The 22,549-nt window shown below is 58.3% G+C and carries 20 protein-coding genes and 2 tRNA genes; 6 read left to right on the top strand and 16 right to left on the bottom strand.

The window, feature by feature from the left end:
* Nucleotides 1-7: 7 nt before the first annotated feature.
* From AQ621_RS05040 to AQ621_RS05025, 4 genes are all read right to left on the bottom strand, one after another.
* Nucleotides 8-1,936 (bottom strand): ATP-binding cassette domain-containing protein, encoded by a 1,929-nt coding sequence (locus tag AQ621_RS05040; RefSeq protein WP_058340592.1) that lies wholly within the window; start codon nt 1,934-1,936, stop codon nt 8-10.
* A gap of 5 nt (nt 1,937-1,941) precedes the next feature.
* Nucleotides 1,942-2,739 carry an MOSC domain-containing protein gene (locus AQ621_RS05035; RefSeq protein WP_058340539.1) on the bottom strand — a complete coding sequence of 266 codons (798 nt, stop codon included), beginning with the start codon at nt 2,737-2,739 and terminating at the stop codon, nt 1,942-1,944.
* Nucleotides 2,740-2,867: 128 nt separating this feature from the next.
* Nucleotides 2,868-2,943 (bottom strand) — tRNA-Gly (locus AQ621_RS05030).
* 94 nt (nt 2,944-3,037) lie between these two features.
* Nucleotides 3,038-3,640, bottom strand: a complete 603-nt coding sequence (locus AQ621_RS05025; protein ID WP_058340538.1) for a DUF924 family protein — start codon at nt 3,638-3,640, stop codon at nt 3,038-3,040.
* A 93-nt stretch (nt 3,641-3,733) separates the two neighbouring features.
* Between AQ621_RS05025 and AQ621_RS05020 the strand changes: the two genes are divergently transcribed.
* The 3 genes from AQ621_RS05020 (at nt 3,734) to AQ621_RS05010 (ending at nt 5,206) form a co-directional block, all read left to right on the top strand.
* The gene (locus AQ621_RS05020; RefSeq protein ID WP_058340537.1) at nt 3,734-4,111 is read left to right on the top strand and encodes a sirohydrochlorin chelatase; all 378 of its coding nucleotides are present in this window, start codon (nt 3,734-3,736) and stop codon (nt 4,109-4,111) included.
* Between the two features lie 29 nt (nt 4,112-4,140).
* Nucleotides 4,141-5,043 (top strand): TIGR01777 family oxidoreductase, encoded by a 903-nt coding sequence (locus AQ621_RS05015; protein ID WP_058340536.1) that lies wholly within the window; start codon nt 4,141-4,143, stop codon nt 5,041-5,043.
* A gap of 87 nt (nt 5,044-5,130) precedes the next feature.
* Nucleotides 5,131-5,206 (top strand) — tRNA-Glu (locus AQ621_RS05010).
* Nucleotides 5,207-5,239: 33 nt separating this feature from the next.
* Here AQ621_RS05010 and AQ621_RS17975 read toward each other — a convergent pair.
* Nucleotides 5,240-5,344 (bottom strand): hypothetical protein, encoded by a 105-nt coding sequence (locus AQ621_RS17975; RefSeq protein WP_413772289.1) that lies wholly within the window; start codon nt 5,342-5,344, stop codon nt 5,240-5,242.
* Nucleotides 5,345-5,634: 290 nt separating this feature from the next.
* Here AQ621_RS17975 and AQ621_RS05005 point away from each other — a divergent pair, with 290 nt between their 5' ends.
* From AQ621_RS05005 to pta, 3 genes are read left to right on the top strand one after another with little or no spacing between them, the layout of a single operon-like run.
* Nucleotides 5,635-8,085 (top strand): bifunctional diguanylate cyclase/phosphodiesterase, encoded by a 2,451-nt coding sequence (locus AQ621_RS05005; protein WP_082640908.1) that lies wholly within the window; start codon nt 5,635-5,637, stop codon nt 8,083-8,085.
* An 18-nt stretch (nt 8,086-8,103) separates the two neighbouring features.
* On the top strand, nt 8,104-9,288 hold the full coding sequence (locus tag AQ621_RS05000; RefSeq protein WP_058340535.1) for an acetate kinase: 1,185 nt from the start codon (nt 8,104-8,106) through the stop codon (nt 9,286-9,288).
* Nucleotides 9,289-9,321: 33 nt separating this feature from the next.
* Nucleotides 9,322-11,475 carry a phosphate acetyltransferase gene (gene pta, locus AQ621_RS04995; protein ID WP_058340534.1) on the top strand — a complete coding sequence of 718 codons (2,154 nt, stop codon included), beginning with the start codon at nt 9,322-9,324 and terminating at the stop codon, nt 11,473-11,475.
* Nucleotides 11,476-11,507: 32 nt separating this feature from the next.
* On the opposite strand, the gene der is transcribed toward pta, so the two are convergent.
* From der to iscR, 11 genes are all read right to left on the bottom strand, one after another.
* Nucleotides 11,508-12,929 carry a ribosome biogenesis GTPase Der gene (der, locus tag AQ621_RS04990; protein WP_058340533.1) on the bottom strand — a complete coding sequence of 474 codons (1,422 nt, stop codon included), beginning with the start codon at nt 12,927-12,929 and terminating at the stop codon, nt 11,508-11,510.
* 61 nt (nt 12,930-12,990) lie between these two features.
* A complete protein-coding gene (bamB, locus tag AQ621_RS04985) occupies nt 12,991-14,160 on the bottom strand; it encodes an outer membrane protein assembly factor BamB (RefSeq protein ID WP_058340532.1) in 1,170 nt (389 codons plus the stop codon).
* The gene (locus tag AQ621_RS04980; RefSeq protein ID WP_058340531.1) at nt 14,160-14,816 is read right to left on the bottom strand and encodes a YfgM family protein; all 657 of its coding nucleotides are present in this window, start codon (nt 14,814-14,816) and stop codon (nt 14,160-14,162) included. The genes bamB and AQ621_RS04980 overlap by 1 nt, the downstream gene beginning before the upstream one ends.
* Before the next feature lie 47 nt (nt 14,817-14,863).
* Complete coding sequence (hisS, locus tag AQ621_RS04975; protein WP_082640903.1) at nt 14,864-16,138, bottom strand: histidine--tRNA ligase; 1,275 nt, start codon at nt 16,136-16,138, stop codon at nt 14,864-14,866.
* Between the two features lie 41 nt (nt 16,139-16,179).
* On the bottom strand, nt 16,180-17,298 hold the full coding sequence (gene ispG / locus AQ621_RS04970) for a flavodoxin-dependent (E)-4-hydroxy-3-methylbut-2-enyl-diphosphate synthase (RefSeq protein WP_022989209.1): 1,119 nt from the start codon (nt 17,296-17,298) through the stop codon (nt 16,180-16,182).
* Between the two features lie 33 nt (nt 17,299-17,331).
* Nucleotides 17,332-18,333 carry a RodZ domain-containing protein gene (locus tag AQ621_RS04965; RefSeq protein WP_058340529.1) on the bottom strand — a complete coding sequence of 334 codons (1,002 nt, stop codon included), beginning with the start codon at nt 18,331-18,333 and terminating at the stop codon, nt 17,332-17,334.
* Nucleotides 18,323-19,126, bottom strand: a complete 804-nt coding sequence (pilW, locus tag AQ621_RS04960) for a type IV pilus biogenesis/stability protein PilW (RefSeq protein ID WP_022989207.1) — start codon at nt 19,124-19,126, stop codon at nt 18,323-18,325. Before pilW ends, AQ621_RS04965 begins: the two co-directional genes overlap by 11 nt.
* 40 nt (nt 19,127-19,166) lie before the next feature.
* Nucleotides 19,167-20,276 (bottom strand): dual-specificity RNA methyltransferase RlmN, encoded by a 1,110-nt coding sequence (gene rlmN / locus AQ621_RS04955; protein WP_022989206.1) that lies wholly within the window; start codon nt 20,274-20,276, stop codon nt 19,167-19,169.
* 63 nt (nt 20,277-20,339) lie between these two features.
* Nucleotides 20,340-20,768 (bottom strand): nucleoside-diphosphate kinase, encoded by a 429-nt coding sequence (gene ndk / locus AQ621_RS04950; RefSeq protein ID WP_022989205.1) that lies wholly within the window; start codon nt 20,766-20,768, stop codon nt 20,340-20,342.
* 68 nt (nt 20,769-20,836) lie between these two features.
* Entirely contained in the window at nt 20,837-21,985 is a 1,149-nt protein-coding gene (locus tag AQ621_RS04945; protein ID WP_058340528.1) for an IscS subfamily cysteine desulfurase, read from the bottom strand.
* 21 nt (nt 21,986-22,006) lie between these two features.
* Entirely contained in the window at nt 22,007-22,504 is a 498-nt protein-coding gene (iscR, locus tag AQ621_RS04940) for a Fe-S cluster assembly transcriptional regulator IscR (RefSeq protein ID WP_022989203.1), read from the bottom strand.
* Nucleotides 22,505-22,549: the final 45 nt, after the last annotated feature.

The raw sequence follows: 22,549 nt of genomic DNA, 5'->3' as shown, positions 1-22,549 counted from the left end.
GGGGCTGCTACTGCCCCGCCTGCTCTTCCAGCTCCATCCAGCGCTCGATGACCTGCTCAAGGCGGGCTTCTGCGTCAGACAACTGCTCCAGTGTCTTCGAAACCTTCTCCGGATCTCCGGAATAAAAATCCGGCGCGGAGATCGCTTGCTGAAACTCCGCCACTTCCTGCTCCAAAGCCTCGATTTTACCCGGTAACTGCTCCAGTTCGAGCTTGAGCTTGTAACTCAGTTTCACCGGTTTGGACTTTGCTGCGGGAGCTGCAGAAGCCTCAGGCTTCTTTGTCGTTGCCTCAGTCTTTTCCCGCTTATCCTGTTTGTCCGGCCGACTGCCGGAAGACTCCGCCGGAAACACCCCGCCTTGCCGGCGCCAATCGCTGTAACCGCCAACGAACTCGCGCACCCGACCGGTGCCATCCAGGAAGATCGTGTCGGTGACCACGTTATCCAGGAATTCCCGGTCGTGACTGATCACAATCACCGTACCCTTGAACTCCGAGAGCTGTTCTTCAAGCAGTTCCAGGGTTTCCACATCTAGGTCGTTGGTTGGTTCGTCCAGAACCAGGATGTTGGCAGGCTTGCTGAACAGCTTGGCCAGCAACAGACGGGCTCGCTCACCACCCGAGAAAACACTGACCGGCGAACGGGCACGTTCCGGGGTGAACAGGAACTCCTGCAGGTAACCCAGAACGTGTTTGCTTTGGCCGTTGATATCGATAAATTCCCGGCCCTCGGCCAGGTTATCCAGAGCGTTGCTTTCCAGGTCCAGCTCACCCCGCAGCTGATCGAAGTACGCCACCTGCAGATTGGTGCCCAGCCGGATGCTACCATCGGTAGGCTCAAGCTCACCCAGCAGCAATCGCACCAGCGTGGTCTTGCCGGTTCCGTTCTCCCCCACCAGGCCGATCTTGTCGCCTCGCAGAATGGTCAGCGTCATATCCCGGATAACCGGCTCACTGCCCGGGTAGGCAAAGCCTGCCTGCCGGGCTTCGGCCACCAGCTTGCCGGAACGGGCCGCCTCTTCGACTGAGAAATTGGCAGTGCCACCGCGAACCCGGCGCTGGCGATGTTCTTCCCGCATGGCCCTGAGCGCCCTTACACGGCCCATATTGCGGGTTCTGCGGGCCTTGATGCCCTGCCGGATCCACGCCTCTTCCTGTTTCAGGCGCTTGTCGAACAAGGCGTTCTGGCGCTCTTCATCTTCCAGCGCCTTTTCTTTCAGCTCCAGGTACTTGTCATAGTTGGCCGCAAAACTGATCAACTGCCCCCGGTCCAGCTCGACTACGCGGGTCGCCATGCGCCGGATAAAGGCCCGGTCATGGCTGACAAACAGCATGGCACCCCGAAACTGGCCCAGAGCCTCTTCCAGCCAGGCAATCGCGGGCACATCAAGATGGTTGGTTGGCTCATCCAGTAACAGGATGTCCGGCTCTGCCACCAACGCCCTTGCCAGCAAAACCCGGCGCTGCCAGCCGCCAGACAAGGTATTGAGCGTACGGTCCGGATCTACGCCGTACTGGGCCAGGATCGTGGTGACCTTCTGGTCCAGGCGCCAGCCATCCAGGCTCTCGAGGCGCTCCTGAACCTTCATCATCCGGTCCAGGCTGGCTTCATCTGCCTGCTGGGACAAGCAGTGAAACTCCGCCAGCAACTCGCCGGTTTCCGGAAACGCCGAAGCCACCACATCGTAGGCGGTGCGGGTGTCGCCAGACGGCAGGTTCTGGGGCAATACCGCCAGCACCGAGCCCTCTTCCAGGCGAACAATGCCTCCATCAGGAGTCACATCACCGCTGACGATTTTCAGGAGCGTCGATTTACCTTCGCCATTTCTCCCTAACAGACACACCCGCTCACCCGGTTCGATGGTCAGCGAGGCCTCATCCAGCAAGGGATGCATGCCGAAGGAAAGGGAAATTTTATCCAGGTTCAGTAAGGGCACCTTGTTCACGACTCCTGTTGGGAAATGGCAACACTGTCTCCAACCGAGATTCTGCCGCTACTCAAATGAATGGCATTCTGGCCGAAGATTACGCCATCAGGCGTTTTACGATAGGTAGAAAGCGTTTTCAGGGGTTCGGTTCCGGCATCTTTGATGCCCGTTTCGGGATCTACGGTTGTCAGAACGCAGCGGGAACAGGGTTTGACGACTCGAAATCCTACAGACCCGATCACCAGCGATCGCCAATCATCCTCGGCCCATGCCGGCACGCCGTGTATAACAATATTGGGCCGGAACCGTGTCATGGATACCGGCTGCGTCAGACGGGTGTTCAACTCATCCAGTGACGCCTGATTGGCGAGCAGAAACGGAAAGCCGTCGGCAAAGCCCACGCGCCGGTTATCGGCAACCCGCTCCGGATCGACCCGGCGAAAACTGGAATCGGGCATATAAACAAAGCGAAGCGGGACACCACAGAACTCACTTAACGCCGCACTTGCTGCAGGGTCACCCATCAGGGCATCGGCGGTATCACGCCAGACCACGACCCGAACCTGTTCCTCCTGCGGAACCAGGGGAAAACGCCCCTGATCCGGAATCTGCACCTCTACCCCGTCATCGCTCATCACCGCACTGACCAGGGCAAGCCTGGGCATCTGGCGCTGGGTTACAAACCGGTTCTGATCGTCCACGATCATCCAGCGGCGATCCCCTTTCGGGCCAAAATCGTCCAGATCAAAGCCTGGAACTTCAACGCCTGCCAGGGATTTTACGGGATACAGGTAAAGTGACTGCACCTTCATATCGAGCGCTCCTACAGATCAGATTCAAAATGAGGATGCCGAGTATAGCTGACACAGACAATAGAAAAGGGAGTTATCCGGAGCCTGAAAGCAAAAAACCCGACACTGGGGTCGGGTTTTTCGGAATCTGGAGCGGGAAACGAGATTCGAACTCGCGACCCCAACCTTGGCAAGGTTGTGCTCTACCAACTGAGCTATTCCCGCAGATCTTTGGGAGGGCGTTGCCTCTCAACGGCTGCGTATTCTACTGATCGATCGCAGCGCGTCAACAGTTTTTTTAAGAAATTATGAAAGCGGATTATTGGCCAAACCTCCGCCCTCCCTCCAGATATTCCAGCTCCTGCTCCGTAGACTTACGCCCGAGGGCACGGTTACGGTGGGGAAAACGGCCAAACCGGGCAATGATGTCGTGATGGTCCCGGGCTGACTGCAGGAAGCTCTCAAGAAAATCTCCCAGCAAGCCGTTGTGGCTTGCCGCCAACTGCCGATAGCACTCCACCGACAGTTCCTGGTCCTTGATCTTCTCAGAGTGCTGGAACGGCATATACAGAAAGGCGCGTTGAACCGCCGGTAACTGAACATCCTGGCCCTGGTCCATCGCCCGCCGGCACAATTGTCTGGCCAGGCGATCGTGCTCGAAAGCCAGCGCAGCGCCCCGGAAGATATTCCGGGTAAACTGGTCCAGCAACAGGATTTCCGCCAGGGCTCCGCCGGCAGCTGTACGCCAGTGCTCCAGCCCCTCCTCGGAGGCAAACAAAACCAGGGACAAAAAGCGGCGGCGAATCTCCTGGTCAAACTTTCTGTCAGACCGGAACCAGCGATTACGATGAAATGCATCCGGCAGGCCCTGCTCATCCAGGGGGCCAAACCAGTAATCCAAAAGCTCTTTCCAATCGAACATTCAACCACTCCCTGATACATTTAGGGCAACAGCATCGTATAACTTTGCAGTCATTACGTAGCAGCCAATCCATCTGATCATTCCGGAGACCTCATGGCAAATCCTCACCGCATTATTCTGCTGGCTCACGGCAGCAGCGACCAGCGCTGGTGCGATACCTTTGAACAACTGGCCAAGCCTACCCTCGAGTCAGTCGAAGACTCGTCCATTGCCTATATGGAGCTGGCCGAGCCTTCCCTGGAGACGATTGTCGCCCGGGGCAAGGAAAGCGGCGCCACCAGCTTTACCATCATTCCGTTGTTCCTGGCTGCGGGCCGGCATTTACGCAAAGACGTCCCGGCCATGATTGAAGAGCTCGAGAAACAGCACGGTGTAGAGATCCGGCTGGCAGACCCTATTGGTCAAAACCCGCATCTGGGTGAAGCCATCCGGGACGTTGTCCAGGACGAGCTGGGCCGCGCTGCAGTCTGATCACCCGGTTTGCATCGAGGGAAGCAGACATGGAAAAGCGAATTCTGATAACCGGCGGTACCGGCTTCATTGGCCAGGTTCTTTGCCAGGAACTGGCCAGCCGGGGCTGGTCACTGACAGTGCTGAGCCGACAGGCACCCAACATCGTCAAGGACCTTTGTGGCCCCGTTCAGGTAATTGGCGACCTTGGGCAGACTTCCGGTGGCCCCGGCTTTGATGCGGTCATCAACCTGGCCGGCGAAGGCATTGCAGACAAGCGCTGGTCTGGCAAACGAAAACAAGCCCTCAGGGACAGCCGCATCGCACTGACCCATAACCTGGTCAGCGCCATGGAAAGCTGGGCGACCAAACCCGGGGTACTCGTATCCGGTTCTGCGGTAGGTTTTTACGGAAACCTGGATGATCAATTAGTTACCGAAGAGACCTCACCCAATATCGAGTTCACCCACGAGCTTTGTCGCGATTGGGAGCAGGCGGCTCTGGAGGCGGAGAAACTCGGTGTACGGGTATGCCTGTCCCGTACAGGCGTGGTGGCGGGCTCCGGTGGAGGCTTCCTGCAGCGAATGCTGCTGCCCTTCAAACTGGGGCTGGGCGGCAAGCTTGGAAGTGGTCGCCAGTATATGCCCTGGGTGCACAGAGACGACGTTGTCGCCGCCCTGATCTGGATGCTGGAAAACGAACAGGCTCGCGGCCCCTATAATGTAGTCAGCCCTGCACCGGTAACAAATGCTGAATTTACCAGGGCGCTGGCACAGGTGCTGAGCCGGCCCGCGATACTGCCTGCGCCTGCATTCGCATTACAGTTGATGCTGGGGGAAATGGCCCGGCTGTTGCTCACCGGCCAACGAGCGGTTCCGGTAAGACTGGAAAAAGAAGGATTCCGGTTCAAGTACCCGGAGTTAACGGATGCCCTGCAAGAAAGCGTGAAGTGAATTTTTTTGAAAAAAAGCGTTGACAGGCCCAAGGCCCTTACTTAATATACGCGCCACCTCGACGAGGCAAGCTTTTGAAAACGTTGCGTCCCCTTCGTCTAGTGGCCTAGGACTCCGCCCTTTCACGGCGGCAACAGGGGTTCGAACCCCCTAGGGGACGCCAATTTTTCCCAAGCTTTGATAGCACCCGAAGGTGCTATCCGCCATGGCTTCCATGATGATGCTTGGCGGCACCCTTCGCACCGTGGTGCTTCTGATCTTTCATGATGAAGACACCAACGCCTACGAAAAATCCGATCATCAGCAACACTGTTACGATACCTGCGATTACTACAGCGTCCATATACATGGCCGTTCTCCTGTTTGATTCCGAACTTGACTAAGCTCAGGTTACGCCCCTACCGCCCACACCATCTTGACCTGCATCAAGCCCGAAACACCGTTGCAATAAGTGTCAAACTGAGACTTCTTCCGGCAATTCTTCCGATTTATCCTGAGTTTGCAGGGCAGTTGTCATAAACTGTTGCTATAGTCGTTTGCAGGGAAGCTGGGTTAACGCCCAAATCACAACACGGTTTGCAGCGCCTGGTTATGTCAGATACTTCACAAGGTGGCCTGGTCACTGAAATGCCAGACATTACGACACGTCTGAAACGTATTCGTACGGCCTCTCCTCTCTCTATCAGGCTCCTGGCATGGATCCTTCTCTTCAGCTCGGCCTTTACTTTGCTGGCGTCCGGCATACAGATCTATTCGGACTACCGCCAGGACCTCCACAAAATCCAGCAAAGGCTCGATGTGATCGAAGCAGGCTACTCGTCCAGCCTTGCCCGCAGCCTCTGGGCCCTCGACCAGAAATCCCTGCAAACCCAGATGGAGGGCATTCTCAGCCTGCCCGATATTGATCACCTGCGCCTGCGCATAGAGCCGGATTCCGAACTGGTCATGGGGCAAAGCCCCCGCGGCGACTTGCTCAGCCACAGCTTTGACCTGGTTTACCGGGATGACGAACCTTTCAACCTTGGCCGAATTACCATCACCGCCGGACTGGAGCGGGTATACCAGGATCTCAGGCACCGGGTGGGCGTCATCATTGCCACCCAGTTCTTCACTATTTTCTTTATTTCCATCCTCATTCTCTGGATTTTCCGCCACCTGGTTACCCGGCACCTGACCGCCATGGCCGGTTACACCCGCGATCTTTCCCTGAAAACCCTGTCGCGGCCGCTCAAACTGGAACGGCCGGACACCCCGGGCAATCGCCGGGACGAACTGGGCCTGGTAACAGACGCCATCAACGAGATGCGTGAGCGGCTGAACGAAGATGTGGCACGCCGTGAGCGGGACGCTGCCGATATCCTGAAGTTCTCCCAGGCCATCGAACAGAGCCCCTCTTCTGTGCTGATCTGCGACCGGCAGTGGCACATTGAATACGCCAACCAGAAATTCAGCCAGCTCACCGGCTACACCCAGGACGACATCATCGGCAAACACCCGTCCGCACTGGTGGACCAATCCATGAACAGCCGGGAAGCGTGGCACCTGTGGCAGGCAATACGGCTGCAGGTGAAGCGGGTTGGCGTTTGGCAGGGTGAAGTGAACAGCGTAAGGCGCAATGGTGAGCGTTACTGGGAACAGCTGGTGGTAACACCCATCAAGGATTCCAACAGCGATACCACCGGCTACCTGATTCTCGGTGAAGATATCAGCATCCGTAAACGCTACGAACAACAACTGTTGCGCCAGGCCAACTACGATGTGCTTACCGGCCTGCCGAATCGCATGCTGGCACTGGATCGCCTGAAGCTGGCTATCGCCCAGGCCCGCCGGGATGAAACCCAGGTTGGCGTTATGTTCCTCGACCTGGACAACTTCAAACACATTAACGACACCCTTGGCCACGATGCCGGGGACACCCTGCTGATTGAAGCCTCCAAAAGGGTCTCCAGCTGCCTTCGCGGCACCAGTACCGTCGCCCGCCTGGGCGGCGATGAATTCCTGGTGGTCCTGCCCGGCCTCAGTGGCCCCGATGCCGCATGCCAGGTGGCTGATCGCATCCTTCAAACCTTCTCGACCCCGTTCATGCTGGGCGGGCAGGAAGTGTTCGTTACCACCAGTATTGGTATCGCCACCTTCCCACAGGACTCCGATAACAGTGGCACCCTGCTCCAGCACGCCGATGCCGCCATGTACGAAGCGAAGCACAAGGGCAAGAGCGCCTATTCCCGCTTCACACCGGAAATGACCGAGATCTCCCACGAGCGGCTGCAGATGGAATCCTACATGCGCAAGGCCATGGAGCTCGGCGAGTTCGAACTCTATTTCCAGCCAATCATCGATACCCACTCCGGCAAGCTGGTGTCTGCCGAAGCCCTGCTGCGCTGGAACAACCCTGCCCTGGGCATGGTGATGCCGGATCGTTTCATTCCGCTGGCCGAGGAAACAGGGCTGATCATTCCTATTGGCGAGTGGGTCATCCAGGAAGCCTGCAAAGCCGCGCGAAACTGGCAAACCCTGACCGGAAACCCGATCGGTGTGGCGGTGAATGTGTCACCGCGCCAGTTCAGGGATCCGGGCTTTACCGATGCCGTCATGCGGGCGCTCGACGCCAGCGGGCTGAGCCCGGAGCTGCTGGAGCTGGAAATCACCGAACGACTGATTCTGGACAACTCCATTGAAACCGCTGATATCCTTCGCAAGCTTGACCGTTCCGGAATCCGCCTGACGGTAGACGATTTCGGTACCGGCTACTCAGCTCTGAGCTACCTCAAGAGCTACCCCTTTGATACCCTGAAAATCGACAAGTCCTTCATCCAGGACGTGCTTACCGAAAACGACGATGCCTCGCTTGTTCGCGCCATTATCACCATGGCCCACAGCCTTGGCCTGAAAGTGGTGGCAGAGGGCGTCGAAGCCGAAGCCCAGACCCACTTCCTGAAGGATGAACATTGCGATTACTCTCAGGGCTACTTCTACAGCACTCCGCTCCCGGAACAGGATTTCATCCAGTGGCTCGACACCAACGAACGGGCCAGCACCTAGAACCAACACGGCGAGAACATGGAAGAATCAATACTGGTTGTGAACTGCGGCAGTTCCTCCCTGAAACTTGCACTTTTTGATCAGAAAAACCGGAAAATCGCTTCGGCGCTGGCCGAAAAGCTGAACAACAGCGATGCCTTTGCACGGATTTCCGGTGACGACAATCCGGTGAAACTGCCGGCCGGAGCCAGTCACGAACAGGCCCTGCAGGCGCTGGTGAATGAATTCCGGAACCGGCAATTGCTGACCGGCACACCCAAGGCTATCGGCCATCGGGTTGTACACGGTGGCGAAACCTTCCGTGAAGCCGTCCTGGTGGATGATGCCACCGAACAGGCCATCGAAGCCTGTGCTGAACTGGCCCCCTTGCACAACCCGGTCAACCTCGCCGGTATCCGTGCCATGCGAGCCCTGTTCCCGGACCGCCCCCACGCCGCCGTCTTCGATACCGCCTACCACCACACCCTGCCTGAGCGGGCTTATCGCTATGCGCTACCCGAGCATTGCTATACCCAATGGGGCATCCGGCGCTATGGCTTTCACGGCACCAGTCATTACTTTATGGCCCGGGAGGCCGCACGTCTGCTGGGTAAAACACCGGCGACCACATCGATTATCTCGGCACACCTGGGCAATGGCTGCAGCATCACCGCCATCCGCGATGGCCTGAGCGTTGACACCAGCATGGGCCTTACGCCCCTTGAAGGCCTGGTGATGGGCACCCGAAGCGGCGACGTCGACCCCGGCCTGTTCGACTACCTGGCTACCCGGGGAGTCAGTGCCACCGAAGCCCACCGTATGCTCAACAACGACAGCGGATTGCTGGGCCTGTCCGGGCAAACCAACGATATGCGATCCCTGTGCGAGCTGGCTGATCACGGCCACGAACCCTCACAACTGGCAATCGATGTGTTCTGTTTCCGCCTTGCCCGCTATGTCGGTGCCATGACGGCCTCGCTGGCACAACTCGACGCCCTGGTGTTTACCGGCGGTATCGGCGAGAACAGCCCCCGCATCCGACAGGAAACCGTCAAACACCTGGGGCTGCTCGGAATTGAACTGGACACCGGCCTGAACCGTGATCATGGCAGGATGAGCGACGGCTTTGTCAGTAGCCCCGACTCACGGTTCCCGGTGCTGGTGATTCCCACCAACGAAGAACTGGTTATTGCCCAGGAAGCCGAGCGCCTGGCCTCCGCCTGAACGACCGAACCCGACAGATTTACAGGACAACCCATGGCAAAAAGTCTTTTTATTGCACCTACCTCGATGGAATCCGGCCTGACCTCCGTTTGTCTTGGCTTGCTCCGGGCCCTCGAGCGTGAAGGCGTGAGCGTTGGTTTCTACAAACCGTTCAGCCAGTCGGTACACCGCGGCGAAGCGATCCATAACGACGGCCGCGATTCTTCCACGGCGTTTGTCACCGCCCGCAGCCACCTGCAACCACCCGATCCGATTCCCCTGAAAAAAGCCCAGCAACTGCTGAACCGGGGCAAGGGAGACCTGCTTCTGGAAAATATCGTTGGCGAGTACCAGAAAGTCGCCAACCAGGTCGATATCGTTATCATCGAAGGCCTGGTGCCGGACCGGAGCGAAGCCTACATCGCACGACTCAATGTGGAGGTAGCCAGGAACCTGGGCTCCGAGGTGATCCTGGTGAGCGCGCCAAGAAGCTGTTCCGCCTCTGACCTTGACGAGGAACTGGATTTCTCCGCGCGCCTGTTTGCCGCCCCCTCAGATCCGGACGTCATTGCCGTCATCCTCAACAAGATTGGCGCGCCGGAGAAATCCGGCATGACCCTGGACCACCACCGTCCGGCGAAGGGTGACGTTATTGATTACCGCTCGGCCTGCAAGGTGTTCACGTCTGGCCGTTTCCACTTGCTGGCCGAGATTCCCTGGCAGCCACACCTGCTGGCGCCACGTGTGTCCGATGTTGCAAGGGAGCTCGGGGTGCCGGTATTGCACGAAGGCCACATGCACAGCCGTCGGGTTCAGAAAGTGTCTGTGTGTGCCCGCACTATCAGGAATATGACGGACACCCTGAAGCCTGGTACCCTGATGGTCACCCCCGGTGACCGCGAAGATATCGTGGTGACCACGGCCCTGGCGGCCCTTAATGGTGTGCCCCTGGCGGGCCTGATGCTGACCGGCGGACTGATGCCGGACAGCCGGGTCATCGACCTCTGCCGCAGGGCACTGGATACCGGCCTTCCGGTACTCAGCTCCGATGCCAACACCTATGAAACCGCCCATATGCTGGCCAGCCTGTCGTCGGCCATCCCGATTGACGATCCGGAACGGATCGAGGAATCCATGGAGTCGGTTGCCCGCCGCGTGGATACCGACTGGCTCCAGGAACACCTTAAGGTTCAGCGCCAGAGCCGGCTGTCACCACCCGCTTTCCGTTATCAGCTGTCGGAGCGGGCGAGGTCTGCCAATAAACGTATCGTATTGCCGGAGGGCTGCGAGCCCCGTACCGTGCACGCAGCCATTATTTGCCATCAGCGCAAACTGGCCCGCTGCGTGTTAATCGGAAATCCCCAGGAAATCCGCTCGGTAGCGGCAGCACAGGGGCTTGAGTTACCGGAAGACCTGGAGCTGATGGATCCTGCCTCGGTCCGCGACCGCTACATCGCACCGATGGTGGAGTTCAGGAAGCACAAGGGGCTTACCGAAGACATGGCAGAAGCCATGCTGGAAGACAACGTGGTGCTCGGCACCATGATGGTCGCCATGGATGAAGCCGATGGCCTGGTTTCCGGTGCCATCCACACTACCGCAAACACCGTGCGCCCTGCCCTGCAGCTGATCAAAACCCACGACAACGCCAAGGTGGTGTCGTCGGTATTCTTCATGCTGTTGCCGGAACAGGTGCTGGTATACGGAGACTGTGCCATCAACCCGGACCCGAACGCGGAAGAGCTGGCCGACATCGCCATCCAGAGCGCCGAATCGGCGGAGGCCTTCGGTATCCAGCCAGTGGTTGCCATGATCAGTTACAGTACCGGCGAGTCCGGAAGTGGCCAGGATGTCGACAAGGTACGTGAAGCCACCCGCATTGCCCGGGAACGTCGTCCGGACCTGCTGATCGACGGCCCGCTGCAATACGATGCCGCTGCGATTGAAAGTGTCGGCAAATCCAAGGCACCAGACAGCAAGGTAGCCGGTAAGGCCACGGTGTTCGTGTTCCCGGATCTCAACACCGGCAACACCACCTATAAAGCCGTACAGCGCAGCGCAAATGTGGTCAGCGTCGGCCCGATGCTTCAGGGTCTGAGAAAGCCTGTGAACGACCTGTCACGGGGTGCGCTGGTGGAAGATATCGTGTTTACCATTGCCCTGACAGCCGTTCAGGCGCGCCAGGTAGAGGAAGCGGGAGTGGCGTGAGCCACTCCCGGTCGTGCGGAGAGCCCGGTTGATCAGCGTTTGACGCTTTTCTGCCGGGTTTTCTTGATCTTTCGGCCTTTCTTCAGGTCATTATCCTTCTTGACCTTCTGCCGTGGTGTCAGCCGGTCAACCTTGTTGGCAAACGGGTTTTCACCGGACTTGAACTCGAAGCGGATGGGTGATCCCACCACTTTCAGCACCTTGCGGAAGGTGTTCTCCAGATACCGTTTGTAAGCCCCGGGCAGCGAATCCACCTGGTTACCGTGCACCACAATCACCGGCGGATTAGAGCCGCCCTGGTGTGCGTAACGCAGCTTGATTCGCCGGCCATGAACCATGGGCGGCTGATGCTGGGCTACGGCATCCTGCAGGATTGCCGTCAGGCGGTTTGTGGGCCACTTCGCCATGGCAGATTCGTAGCAGGCCTGCACCGATTCGTACATCGTGCCTACCGCGGTGCCATGCAGCGCCGAGATATAGTACTTGTCTGCATAATCCAGGAAATCGAGGCGACGGGCCACCTGCTCCTTCACCTTGCTTCGGTCTTCCGGATCCATGCCGTCCCATTTGTTGACGGCGATCACCAGTGACCGGCCGGCATCCAGCACAAAGCCGATCAGGTGCAGGTCCTGGTCTACCAGACCTTCCCGGGCGTCAATCACCAGGATCACCACGTGGGCGTCGTCGATGGCCTGCAAGGTTTTGATGATGGAGAACTTCTCCACCACTTCGTGAACGTTTTTGCGGCGCCGTACCCCGGCGGTATCAATCAGGGTGTACTGCTCACCATGGCGCTCGTAGGGAATATATACGCTGTCGCGAGTGGTTCCCGGCATGTCATAAACCACCACCCGGTCTTCACCCAGCATCCGGTTAACCAGTGTGGACTTGCCTACATTCGGACGGCCCACAACACCGATGCGGATACCCGGATAACGATCGGCCCGGTCCTGCTCCTCCGGATCTACCGGTTCAGGCAGCAGGGTTTCCAGCAAGGTACGGATACCGCGGTTATGGGCAGCGGCGATGGTAAAGCTGGATTCAAAGCCCAGGCGGTAGAAATCCGCTGCGGCAACATCCGGATCCTGGCCGTCCGTTTTGTTAACCACCAGGTGCGCCTGCTTACCGGAGCGGCGCAGATGGTCAGCAATCATTTCGTCACCGGCCGTCAGCCCTGCCCGACCGTCTACCAGGAACAGGACGATATCGGCCTCTTCCACAGCCTGCAGGGATTGCCTGGCCATTTCAGCGTCCAGGCCAACTTCGTCACCAGTCAGACCGCCGGTGTCGATAACAATGAACTTCTGCCCTTCATAATGACCTTCCCCGTATTTTCTGTCACGGGTGAGGCCCGGAAAATCTGCCACAAGGGCATCCCGGGAACGGGTCATCTGGTTGAACAGGGTGGACTTGCCAACGTTTGGGCGGCCCACCAGGGCTATTACTGGGGTCATATTGGTCTGCTATGCAAATAAAACAGAAACCCGGCCGTAGCCGGGTAAATTCATGGGGCTGTCAGTCGTCCTGCTCAAGCCTGAGCACGGACAGTTTGCCGCCGTTTCCGTAAACCAGCAGGTTACCATCTCTCGTAACCTGAACCGGTACGCGGATACCCTCACTGTCGAACTTCACCTGGCCCTGCAGGCTGCCGTCCTCGGCGGACAACACGTGCAGATAACCCTCAAAATCGCCAACCACCAGATAGTCTCCGGAAACGGCCGGACGGGTTACCTGGCGCCAGGACAGCTGGTCCTGAACCCACAGCTCCCTGCGGTCATTGCCACGAAGCGCCTGGATGTCGCCATTGGCCGAGGCCAGGTAAATATTGCCGTTACCGATTGCCGGTGAATAGAAGCTGGATGCCGGCTTGCTCCAGATTTCCTGGCCGGAACGAATATCCACCAGGGCCAGCTTGCCCTGATAACCCGCCACCATAATGGCGGAATCCAGCACCAGCGGCTGTCCGCCAATATCCACCAGGCGCTCAAGCTCTGTACGGCCCTGCGGCTGGCCTACTTCGTACTGCCAGACCGGCTGCCCGGCGGCTGCCGTCAACGCAATGACCCGGCCGTTGGCGAAGGACGCGATCACCACGTCTCCACCCACCAGCGGAGCAGCGCCAGTGCGCATGGTCAGAACCGGAACCTGGGCATCGTACTGCCAGAGCTGGTCACCGTTCCCGGCATCAAAACCGATCACCCGGCCATCGGTGGTCTGCGCCACGACCAGGGAACCGTTAGACTGCGGCGCGGCTACCACTTCCGTTGGCAGGCTCGCGCGCCATTGTTCACTGCCATCCTCACTGGACAGGGCGATCAGTTCGGCATTCCGGCTTGCCAGGTACAGTTGCCGGGCATCAGCACCCGGGCCCGCAAACAAACGCTCGTCCAGGTCCTGCTCCCAGATCAGCTCGCCGTTTTCGCTTTGGACCGCGACAACCTCGCCGTCTGCAGAGGCAGCATACAAGGTGTCACCCGCATACAGCGGCGCCATGTGCAGGAACTCACCGTCGTGGCCATCGCCAACCGACATGGACCACACCCGGTCGAAGTCCACACGCTCGTCGATTTCCGGCAAGGGAGCAGGCTGTTCAAAGGTATCGGTGGTGCTGCATCCGGCCAGGGCCATTGCCGCAATGGATGCCGCCGCCAGGAAACCCGAGCGGATGCTTCTGGATACCGGCATCAGGCGTCCTCCCCGACGCCCAGGTCAGACAGTTTCAGTTCCAGGACACCGCTTCGGCCCTGCTGGTTCTGCTCCCGGGCGGTCAGATAGGCTTCGCGGGCACCATCCTGGTCACCTTTGGCAAACAGGATATCGCCCCGAAGTTCGGAGAAAATGGCATTGAAGGCATCCGCTTCGCCAGCACCATCAAGCGTGGCCAGGGCATCGTCGTGGTTGCCGGCGGCAAACTGGGCCCGAGCCAGGCGGTTGCGCACGACCAGGGAAAGCGCCTTGTCATCAGCAGCCTTGTCCAGCGCCCAGCTGAGAGATTCTACTGCAGCGGCTGGATCGTTCTGTTCGGCCAGTTGCTGGCGCGCCATCACCAGGTTGCCGTATATGGCATAGGCGCTGTCGGAGTGCTCTTCACGCAGGGTTTCGGCGACAAAGGCCATGGTGTCTGTGTCAGATTCTCCCTGCTCACCCGAAAAGGCGTTCAGCAGATTGGCGAACTGGTTGGCTGCTTCCGCCCGTTGCTGGGCCTGGTGGTTCTGCCAGGCTTGCCAGCCGAAGACAATGGCGAGTGCCGCGCCGATACCGATCAGCAGCGAACTGCCGTTCTTTTTCCACCAATCCTTGATCGCCTGGACCTGTTCTTCTTCTGTGCGCAACTCGGCCATGAAAACTCCTGATTAATTAGTAAAATACAATGCGTTATCAAGAAAACTTAAAGCAAACCCTTCAGGACTGAAGCCAGTTCGGACTGGTTAACTTCCTGCTGGGGATCGTCATTTCGAAGTGGTTTCAGGGCCACCGTGCCGCTGGCAATTTCGTTCTCTCCCAGAATGACTGCATAGCGAGCATTGCTCCGGTCAGCCTTTTTCATCTGGCTCTTGAAACTTCCGCCACCACAATGGCTGACCACCACCACTCCGGGCAACTCATTACGCAGACATTCGGCCACCGCCATGGCTGGTGCAACGGCCTGCTCGCCCATGGCGGTTACGTATACGTCGGCGTTGTTGTTGACCTGCTCCGGCACCAGGTCGAGGGTTTCAAGCAGCAGAATCAGCCGCTCCAGACCCATGGCAAAACCTACCGCATCGGTGGGCTTGCCGCCAAGTTGCTGAACCAGTCCATCGTAACGGCCACCGGCACAGATGGTGCCCTGGGCGCCAAGGCTGTCGGTGATCCACTCGAACACGGTTTTACCGTAGTAATCCAGGCCCCGAACCAGTGCCGGATTGACGGTGTAGCTTACGCCGGCCGCATCCAGCAGTGATTTCAGTTGCTCGAAATGGGCGCGGGATTCGTCGTCGAGGTAATCATCCAGCAACGGTGCCCCGTTCAGGATTTCACGGGTGGCCGGGTCCTTGCTGTCCAGGATGCGAAGCGGATTGGTGCCAAGACGACGCTTGCTGTCGTCATCGAGCTGGTCTTTATACTGCTCGAGATAACGAACCAGCGCCTCCCGGTACACCTTGCGGGATTCGCTGGTACCGATGGAATTGATTTCCAGCCGGGCATGCTCGGTCAGCCCGAACGCCTTCCACAGGCGGGCGGTCAGAACCAGCAGCTCCGCGTCAATGTCAGGGCCGGCCATACCGAAGCACTCGACACCGATCTGGTGAAACTGGCGATACCGCCCTTTCTGGGGCCGCTCATGGCGAAACATCGGGCCGGTGTACCACAAACGGCGTGTCTGGTTGAACAGCAGGCCATGCTCTTCTGCGGCCCGCACGCAACCGGCTGTACCTTCAGGGCGCAGAGTCAGGCTGTCGCCATTGCGGTCATCGAATGTATACATTTCTTTTTCGACGATATCGGTTACTTCACCGATCGAGCGCTTGAACAGCTCGGTGTGCTCTACCACCGGCATACGGATTTCCTGGTAGCCGTACTGGCCGAGCACTTGTCTTACCGTGGACTCTACATACTGCCAGACCGGGGTCTGGTCCGGGAGGATGTCATTCATCCCCCGGATTGCCTGAATTTTAGCCAAGTTTAAACCCTGAAAATCTTTGAATGGTGTCTTTGTAACGCTCAGTCTGAAGACCGGGCGATAACGGCTTCTTCCTGCTCCTGGCGCTTGGCAACCTGTTCGCGGATCAGCCGCTCGAGGTCATCAGCCAGTGCCGTGTTGTCCAGTTTCTGGTTCGGCTTTCCGCCCACATACAGCAGGTGTTTCGGGCTGCCGCCGGTCAGCCCCAGGTCTGCTTCCTTGGCTTCACCCGGCCCGTTAACGATACAGCCAATGATGGCTACATCCAGTGAGGTGTTCACATCTTCAAGACGGGCTTCCAGGTCGTTCATGGTCTGGATAACGTCGAAGTTCTGGCGTGAACAACTCGGGCAGGCAATGAAATTGATGCCGCGGCTACGCAAACGCAGGCTCTTGAGGATGTCGAAGCCTACCTTGATTTCCTGTACCGGGTCTGCCGCCAGGGAGACCCGTATGGTGTCGCCAATGCCATCCATCAGCAACATGCCGAGGCCGATGGCGGATTTCACGGTACCGGACCGGAAACCGCCCGCCTCGGTAATGCCCAGGTGCAAGGGCTGCTCAATCTGGGAGGCAATCTGGCGATAGGCTGCGACGGTCATGAATACGTCGGACGCCTTCAGGCTGACCTTGAAGTTCTGGAAGTCGTGCTTGTCCAGAATATCGATGTGGCGCATGGCAGACTCCACCAGCGCCTCGGGGGTCGGTTCGCCATACTTGCGTTGCAATGCCTTTTCCAGTGACCCGGCATTCACCCCGATGCGGATCGGAATATTGCGATCCTTGGCAGCGTTGATCACCGCACTCACCCGGTCGTCCCGGCCAATGTTGCCGGGGTTGATCCGCAAACAATCAACACCCAGCTCGGCAACCCGCAACGCAATCTTGTAGTCGAAATGGATATCCGAAACCAACGGCACCGAGACCCGCTCACGAATCTTGCCGAATGCCTCGGCCGCCTCCATAGACGGCACAGACACGCGGACAATATCCGCACCGGCCTCTTCAAGGGCCTTGATCTGACCGACGGTGGCATCAACATCACAGGTATTGGTGTTGGTCATGCTCTGTACCGAAATGGGCGCATCTCCGCCCACTGGCACATTGCCCACCATGATCTGGCGGGATTTACGTCTCTTGATCGGGGAATCTTGCTTCATGGTCTGGAACCAACAATCTGTTCAGGCGGTCGTTCAGGGTTCTAGGGTGAACTCTGCTCGGTTATTCACTACGCGGAAACGGCCAGGGTCCAGGGTCTCGCCCCGGAACTGGATGGTTTCAACGGCACTCATTGCGCCAACTACCACTCTCAGTGGCGCCTCACCGGATACGTCCAGCTGGTTGCCGCGGGTACGAAGACCGGCAGCCAGGCGGTTACCAGCGCCATCAGTAACCTGAATCCAGCAATCATCACTGAACGTCATCTGCAGACGGGCCGCTGCCGGCGGCTCGTTAGCCGCAACCGTTTCTTCCGGAACCGGCTCAGCGACCGCCGCAACGTCCGCCGGCGCGGTCTCAAGGGCTTGGTCGTCAGCCTCAGGGGCTGTTGCAGGGGCCATGTCAGGCTCCAGGGTCACCCCGTCTTCGGGCATAACCGGCCCTGCCTCTGGCGCGGATTCATCAACAGACTCCTGGGGCTCTGGCACCCCCACAGCGGGCTCGTCAGATTCAATCAGAGGCGCGGTTGCAGTACTGTCCGGCTGAAACCCGGCAGGGTCTTCGGCGGCTTCGGGCTGCTCTGCTTCCGGTTGCGGTGTCGCCGGAAGCGCGGAGTCTTTGTTGCTGAGATAAGTAAAGGCCAGAAAGCCAATCAAAGCTGCGGCCACCAGCACGAGAATCAGCTTGGCGGCCCGACGCTTCTGGCGCCGGCGTCGTTCGATATTTACCAGCGGGTTAGCCTGCAGCGCCTGCTCCCGCTCCTGGCGGCGAGGCTCAAGCTCTGTGTCCAGGTCACGGATAATCGAGTCTGCATCCAGGCCTACTTGCCGCGCATAGGCACGGACATACCCCTTCAGGAACAGCTCGGTATCAATTTTGCTGTAATCACCGCTTTCAATCGCCTGGATCACGGAAACCCGAAGGTGCTGTTGGTCTGCAACCGCTGCCAGACTCAGCCCTGCCTTCTCCCGTGCCCGCCGGAGCTGCTGTCCGACAGATTCTGCGGATACGTTATTCAGCTGCTCGTCACCGGTCATTGGCAATCAGCACCTTGTATTGTTGATACTCTATGGATTCCGGGAATTCGTTCCGCAATAACAAAGCCATACTGGCTTCCTGGTCTTTGTCCCCGAAATAACGGGCAATGCGGATACCTGTGTAAAGGCTTTCTGCGGAATGGGTCAGTCGTGTATTGCCCTGAATCATGGTCTGAAGGCGACTGTAATACCGGGACGCTTCGGTGTAATTGTCCTGTTCCACCAGCACACGTGAAAGTGACAGTAACGAGCGAGCTTCGCCGCGGGTCAGCTCTACGGCTCTGCGGTAGGCTGCCTCTGCGCCTTCGAGGTTATCCAGGCGCTCTTCTGTCATGCCCAGATTGTAAAAGACACCTCCGCGCTCTCTGTACCCGGTATCCCGGGACGCAACGGAAAACTGGTTACGGGCACCTTCGTATTCTTTTTGGCCGTACAAGAAGGCACCGTAATACACTCGCCCACGGGTATAGCTTCCGTCCGCTGACACAGCCTTGCGGAAACTTTCTTCGGCCAGCTGCTCTTCGCCTTCATAGCTGTACACCAGCCCCATGGCAGCCAATGCCTCGGCATCTCCGCTGTCAATTTCCAGGGCGCGATCAAGGTGGTGCCGGGCCCGCTCCAGGTTGCCCTGCCGGATATAAGCGGTTGCCAGCTGAACGTAGCTGCTCAAGGCTTTGTCGCGGTCAGCCTCCCGGCTGAAACGGCTGTCTGTGGTGGTTACGCATCCGGACACCAGCATCCCTGAAAAAATCAGGGCCAACACAGCCAGTTTTACCTTGGAATTCCTAACCATCAACAAACACCTTACCTTGGTTGTTTCTGCTCCCCTGTATTCAGGGATTAACTTGCTGAACGGCAATATAGCGCTGGCTTCTGCGCGTCCGGTCTTCCACCCGGCCTACCAGCTGCCCGCAGGCAGCGTCAATGTCATCACCTCGGGTGGTTCGGATGGTGGTCACGAAGCCGGCTTCGTTCAGCACATTCTGGAAGCGCCGGGTTGCGTTCATGCTGGGCCGGCGGAAATCGCTTTCCGGGAATGGATTAAACGGTATCAGGTTAATCTTGCAGGGCAACCCCTTCAAGATTACGGACAGTTCCCGGGCGTGCTCTGGCTGGTCGTTCACACCTTCTATGACCGTGTACTCGATAGTGGCCTTACGCTTGTCCGGCAGGCGCGCCAGGTAGCGGCGGGTCGCTGCCAGCAACTCGGCAATCGGGTACTTTTTATTCAGCGGCACCAGCGTGTTACGAAGTTCATCATTAGGGGCATGCAGAGAGATGGCCAGTGAAACATCGGTAACCTCACCCAGCCGGTCAAGGGCCGGAACAACACCGGAGGTACTCAGGGTAACCCGACGCTTGGAAATACCGTAAGCCAGGTCTTCCATCATCAGGTTCATGGCGTCAACCACGTTATCGAAGTTGAGCAGGGGCTCTCCCATGCCCATCATGACCACGTTGGTAATCGGCCGATCGGTGGGATCAAACGGCATGAAAGCGCGGCGCGCCACCCACACCTGGCCAATGATTTCTGCCGCTGTCAGGTTACGGTTAAAGCCCCGCTTTCCCGTCGAACAGAAAGTACAGTCCAGGCTGCAGCCAATCTGGGACGACACACACAAGGTGCCACGTTCCCCATCAGGAATAAGCACAGTTTCAACACTGTTGCCGTTATCCATGCGCATAACCCACTTGCGGGTGCCGTCTTTCGAGGTTTCGTCGTAAACCACCTCGGGGCCACGCACTTCAGCAATTTCCTTGAGCCTTTCGCGCAGAACGCGGCTCATATTGGTCATTTGATCGAAGTCATCAACGCCACGCTGGTGGATCCACTGCAGCACCTGCTGGGCCCGGAAACGTTTTTCCCCCAGGGTTTCAAAAAATGCCTCGAGCTTGGCTTTGGGCATCCCCAGAAGATTGATTTTTTCGGCAGGGGCAGTCATGACATAACCTCGATCAGATAACCAATTCAGGGGCAGCCGTAAGCTGCCCCTGAACAGACAACATCAGCCGCGCGGGCAGATTTCGTTGTCGGAGAAGAAATACGCAATTTCGCGCTCGGCAGAAGCTGCAGAGTCGGAGCCGTGAACGGCGTTTGCGTCGATGGAAGAAGCGAAGTCTGCACGGATAGTGCCGGCGTCGGCTTCTTTCGGGTTGGTTGCACCCATCAGCTCACGGTTCTTCAGGATGGCGCCTTCGCCTTCCAGAACCTGCACAACAACCGGACCGGAAGTCATGAAAGCAACCAGGTCGTTAAAGAACGGGCGCTCTTTGTGCTCGGCATAGAAACCTTCGGCCTGCTCCTGGGTCAGGTGCATCATTTTGGCCGCAACGATTTTCAGGTCGGCTTTTTCAAAACGGCTGTAGATTTCGCCGATAACGTTCTTGGCGACCGCGTCGGGCTTGATGATAGAGAGCGTGCGCTCGTTTGCCATGATGTTTCTCCAGTCTGGTTAGGGTAAAAATTCAGGGGTGCGATTATACGCAGTCCGAGTGCAACTGCCTACCGCACCGTACGAAGTCGGGACACAACCTGCACAATCTGCTCCACGGCAAAGTCGATTTCTTCATCGGTGGTGAACCGCCCGAAGGAAAATCTTAATGCCCGATGAGCCAGCTCGTCACTCACGCCAATGCCACGCAGCACAAACGAGGGCTCTACCGTAGCCGAAGCACAGGCAGAACCGGATGACACCGCCACCTGCCGCAAGCCCAGCATCAGGGACTCGGCTTCAACACCCTCAAAGGATAGGTTGACAATGCCCGGCACCCGATGTTCCCGGCTGCCGTTGAAATGAACGCCGGAAAGCGACTCCAGCCCGCCCAGAAAGCGCTCGCGCAGGGCTTCAAGGCGCATAAGTTCGTCGGACAGTCCTTGCCCGGCCAGCTCGAAAGCCTTCCCCATGCCGGCAATCTGGTGGGTAGGCAAAGTACCGGAGCGCATGCCCCGCTCGTGGCCGCCACCATGCATCTGGGCCTCGATGCTGACCTCCGGAGACCGGCGCACATACAACGCACCAACACCTTTCGGGCCGTAAACCTTATGTCCGGAAAGCGACATCAGGTCGACATTCAGTGCGGCGACATCGACCGGCATCTTTCCGGCGGCCTGCGCGGCGTCCACGTGAAACAACACGCCACGGTTACGCAACAGTTCGCCGATTGCAGCCGTATCGGTAATACAACCCAGCTCATTGTTCACCAGCATCAGGCTCACCAGTACGGTGTTTTCCCTGAGTGCACCCGCCACCGCCTCAACCGAAATACGCCCGTCGGCTTCCGGCGCCAGCCAGGTAACCTCTACGCCCTGTTGCTCCAGCCACTTGCAGGTATCAATAACTGCCTTGTGCTCGATCGTCGATGTAATCACGTGGGCACTGGCCCGGCCGGCTACGGCACCTTTAATGGCAAGGTTGTCCGATTCCGTTGCCCCGGAGGTCCAGACAATCTCCCTGGGGTCGGCATGGATAAGGTCGGCTACCTGGCGGCGGGCACCTTCAACAGCGGCCTCGGCTTGCCAGCCGTATCCGTGGGAGCGAGACGCGGGGTTGCCAAAAACTCCATCAATGGTCAGATATTTGACCATCTCATCGGCAACGGCAGGATCAACGGGCGTCGTCGCCGCATAATCAAGATATACGGGTGTTTTCATAGTCAAAGGAAGTGTCGGTTATCAGGCCGGAGCCTGGTCAATCAAACGCCGGGTATTGATGGTATCCGGATCGCCATCAGACTGTTTACGGTTCTGGCGGTCCGCCACCTGGCGGATTTCGTGTTTTCGCATCAGGTCGCCCAGGCTGATTTCGCTGAGAAACTGATGAATCTGGCTGCTCAGGTCTGACCACAAATGGTGGGTAAGGCACTTTTCGCCATTCTGGCAGTCGCCTTTATTACCGCAACGGGTGGTATCCAGGGATTCGCTGACCGCATCCACCACTTCCGCGACATAAACGTCATCGGCAGAGCGGCTCAGACGATAGCCACCACCCGGGCCCCGCACGCTCACCACCAGGCTATGACGGCGCAAGCGGGAGAACAGCTGCTCGAGATACGAGAGGGAGATTTCCTGCCGGGCTGAAATATCTGCAAGGCTTACCGGCCCCTGGGCTCCGTGCAGAGCCAGGTCAAGCATCGCCGTTACAGCGTAGCGGCCTTTGGTGGTCAGCTTCATAATTTCAGCCCCGTTAATGGGAATGAATCGCGATATGCATGCGGA

It is taken from the genome of Marinobacter sp. P4B1, assembly GCF_001447135.1.
GTDB classification, from domain to species: domain Bacteria; phylum Pseudomonadota; class Gammaproteobacteria; order Pseudomonadales; family Oleiphilaceae; genus Marinobacter; species Marinobacter vinifirmus.
Note: the sequence above shows the minus strand (reverse complement) of the source record. Positions and strands in the feature narration are given on the sequence as shown.

Excerpts from the sequence above, each read along its gene's own strand:
- ispG (WP_022989209.1), bottom strand. The coding sequence starts at position 17,298 with ATGAAGCAAGATTCCCCGATCAAGAGACGTAAATCCCGCCAGATCATG.
- pilW (WP_022989207.1), bottom strand. The coding sequence starts at position 19,126 with ATGGTTAGGAATTCCAAGGTAAAACTGGCTGTGTTGGCCCTGATTTTT.
- AQ621_RS04980 (WP_058340531.1), bottom strand. The coding sequence starts at position 14,816 with ATGGCCGAGTTGCGCACAGAAGAAGAACAGGTCCAGGCGATCAAGGAT.
- AQ621_RS04945 (WP_058340528.1), bottom strand. The coding sequence starts at position 21,985 with ATGAAAACACCCGTATATCTTGATTATGCGGCGACGACGCCCGTTGAT.
- rlmN (WP_022989206.1), bottom strand. The coding sequence starts at position 20,276 with ATGACTGCCCCTGCCGAAAAAATCAATCTTCTGGGGATGCCCAAAGCC.
- ndk (WP_022989205.1), bottom strand. The coding sequence starts at position 20,768 with ATGGCAAACGAGCGCACGCTCTCTATCATCAAGCCCGACGCGGTCGCC.
- AQ621_RS17975 (WP_413772289.1), bottom strand. The coding sequence starts at position 5,344 with ATGATCGGATTTTTCGTAGGCGTTGGTGTCTTCATCATGAAAGATCAG.
- AQ621_RS05025 (WP_058340538.1), bottom strand. The coding sequence starts at position 3,640 with ATGTTCGATTGGAAAGAGCTTTTGGATTACTGGTTTGGCCCCCTGGAT.
- AQ621_RS05000 (WP_058340535.1), top strand. The coding sequence starts at position 8,104 with ATGGAAGAATCAATACTGGTTGTGAACTGCGGCAGTTCCTCCCTGAAA.
- AQ621_RS05035 (WP_058340539.1), bottom strand. The coding sequence starts at position 2,739 with ATGAAGGTGCAGTCACTTTACCTGTATCCCGTAAAATCCCTGGCAGGC.
- bamB (WP_058340532.1), bottom strand. The coding sequence starts at position 14,160 with ATGCCGGTATCCAGAAGCATCCGCTCGGGTTTCCTGGCGGCGGCATCC.
- pta (WP_058340534.1), top strand. The coding sequence starts at position 9,322 with ATGGCAAAAAGTCTTTTTATTGCACCTACCTCGATGGAATCCGGCCTG.
- iscR (WP_022989203.1), bottom strand. The coding sequence starts at position 22,504 with ATGAAGCTGACCACCAAAGGCCGCTACGCTGTAACGGCGATGCTTGAC.
- AQ621_RS05005 (WP_082640908.1), top strand. The coding sequence starts at position 5,635 with ATGTCAGATACTTCACAAGGTGGCCTGGTCACTGAAATGCCAGACATT.
- AQ621_RS05020 (WP_058340537.1), top strand. The coding sequence starts at position 3,734 with ATGGCAAATCCTCACCGCATTATTCTGCTGGCTCACGGCAGCAGCGAC.
- AQ621_RS04965 (WP_058340529.1), bottom strand. The coding sequence starts at position 18,333 with ATGACCGGTGACGAGCAGCTGAATAACGTATCCGCAGAATCTGTCGGA.
- AQ621_RS05015 (WP_058340536.1), top strand. The coding sequence starts at position 4,141 with ATGGAAAAGCGAATTCTGATAACCGGCGGTACCGGCTTCATTGGCCAG.
- der (WP_058340533.1), bottom strand. The coding sequence starts at position 12,929 with ATGACCCCAGTAATAGCCCTGGTGGGCCGCCCAAACGTTGGCAAGTCC.